Annotated in this window: 1 protein-coding gene; it reads left to right on the top strand. The window is 57.1% G+C overall.

All coding sequences use genetic code 11. The features are described 5' to 3' along the window. The first annotated feature begins 754 nt into the window (after nt 1-754). Complete coding sequence (gene mqo / locus ALO64_RS02615; RefSeq protein ID WP_044344561.1) at nt 755-2,398, top strand: malate dehydrogenase (quinone); 1,644 nt, start codon at nt 755-757, stop codon at nt 2,396-2,398. The last annotated feature ends 33 nt before the right edge of the window (nt 2,399-2,431 follow it).

Genomic DNA, 2,431 nt, shown 5'->3' with positions numbered 1-2,431 from the left:
ACCCGGGGCGGTTCAGTTTAACTGGCCAGCGCTGGTAAAGTTCCAACTGTTTGACGGGCGTCTGTATCCGGAGATTGCAGCCACCACACACCACAGTCGTGTATTGACACTAGCAGGTGGTCGGGATGCTGATTAGCCAGGCAAATCCACACACCCTTGTGAAACTGGCTCATGAATGCCGTGCGGCAGTTAAAAATGTGCGCGGGCGACGGGGTCTGGCGGATTGCCACATTCTGGCAAGCGGCTAAAGACCCGCGCATAAACGACGATATAGATGGGGGGCAGGCTGTGAAGCGTCTAAATCAAGGCATTCGCGCCCGATTTGATGATGGCATCTCGCAACCGAGGTGCACATTATGCGAAAATGCCGCGTCTTTGCCGGTATGCCACCGTGGGAATGTCGCAGCACGCGTGCATTAAATTGCACATCAGGCGTGCCTCCATGCCCCGATGCGGCGTCTCAGACTCCGTGAACAGGCTGACCAGGTGTGTTTTCTGGAGGATGCCGAGGGGTGATATTCCCGGGCGTCGCCGCACACCAACAGAGCAAATGTCACTCATGACGCTGAATCCAATGATGATAAGAAGTCAGCGCAGCAGGACATAAATTGAGGTCTCGAGCGGTATTATATTGGCCTTGTATGTCCACCTCTAGTCCCTGTGGGTGCGAGCGTTTGTCGCAGGCTTCGATGCATGTGACAGGCCGTTTCTTCAGGAGTAGTCGGCGGATGGCGTTTATCAGATGGATGACAGAATGTTTAAAAAAGTGAACACGGCCCTGCTGGGTCTGGCCATTTCCATGGGCCTGATGCCCGTGCAGGCGGCTGAAACCAAGAAAGTCGACGTATTGCTCGTCGGCGGCGGCATCATGAGTGCAACGCTTGCGGTCTGGCTCAACGAGCTGGAGCCGAGCTGGTCGATGGAAATGGTCGAGCGCCTCGATGGCGTGGCCGAAGAAAGCTCCAACGGCTGGAACAACGCCGGTACCGGCCACTCGGCCCTGGCCGAGCTGAACTACACCCCGGAAGACAAGAACGGCAACGTTGATATCTCCAAGGCCATCGAGATCAACGAAGCGTTCCAGATTTCCCGTCAGTTCTGGTCGTGGCAGGTCAAGACCGGCGTTCTGAAGAACCCGCGTTCGTTCATCAACTCCACGCCGCACATGAGCTTCGTGTGGGGCGACAACAACATCCAGTTCCTGCGCAAGCGTTACGCAGCATTGCAGGCCAGCCCGCTGTTCAGCGGCATGCAGTACTCCGAAGACCACGAGCAGATCAAGAAGTGGGTTCCATTGATGATGGAAGGTCGTGACCCGGCGCAGAAGCTGGCCGTGACCTGGAGCCCGATTGGCACCGACGTCAACTTCGGCGAGATCACCCGCCAGTTCGTCGCCAATCTGAAAGCCAAGCAGAATTTCAATCTGCAGTTGTCGAGCGAAGTCGAAGACATCAATCACAACGACGACGGCACCTGGCGCGTCAAGTACAAGAACCTGAAAGACGGTACTGTCACCGAGACCGACACCAAGTTCCTGTTCATCGGCGCTGGCGGTGCTGCTCTGCACCTTCTGCAGGAATCCGGTATTCCTGAAGCCAAGGAATACGGCGGCTTCCCGGTCGGCGGTTCGTGGCTTGTCACCGCCAACCAGACTCTGGCCATGCAGCATATGGGCAAAGCCTACGGTATCGCGTCGACTGGCGCGCCACCCATGTCGGTTCCGCACCTTGACACCCGTGTTCTGGATGGCAAGCGCGTGATCCTGTTTGGCCCGTTCGCGACCTTCTCGACCAAGTTCCTGAAAAACGGCTCCTACTTCGACCTGCTGACCAGCACCACCACGCATAACGTGTGGCCGATGACTCGCGTTGGTATCGAACAGTACCCGCTGATCGAATACCTGGCAGGTCAGGTAATGATGTCTGACGACGATCGCTTCGCTGCTCTGCAGCAGTACTTCCCGAACGCCAAGAAAGAAGACTGGCGCCTGATGCAAGCCGGTCAGCGCGTACAGATCATCAAGCGTGACGAAGAAAAAAGCGGCGTTCTGAAGCTGGGTACCGAAATCGTTGCTTCCAAGGACGGCTCCATCGCCGGTCTGCTGGGCGCATCGCCAGGTGCTTCGACTGCAGCGCCGATCATGCTGGGCGTGCTTGAGAAAGTCTTCAAGGACAAGGTAGCGACTCCGGAATGGCAGGCAAAGCTGCGCCAGATCGTGCCTAGCTACGGCACCAAGCTGAACAACAACCCGGATCGCGTTGCCGAGGAATGGGCTTACACAGCCGAAGTCCTGCAACTGACTCCACCGCCGCCGGTGAACAAGACAGGTAATGCTCCAACACCTGCACCTGCTGCACAGCCAGCGAAAAGCAATCCAGCCAGTGACATGGCGCTCTAAGGCTTTCACAGCTTGAAGCAAAGCCCCGCCAGA

Origin of the sequence: Pseudomonas meliae, assembly GCF_001400515.1 — a bacterium.
Classification (GTDB): domain Bacteria; phylum Pseudomonadota; class Gammaproteobacteria; order Pseudomonadales; family Pseudomonadaceae; genus Aquipseudomonas; species Aquipseudomonas amygdali.
Note: the sequence above shows the minus strand (reverse complement) of the source record. Positions and strands in the feature narration are given on the sequence as shown.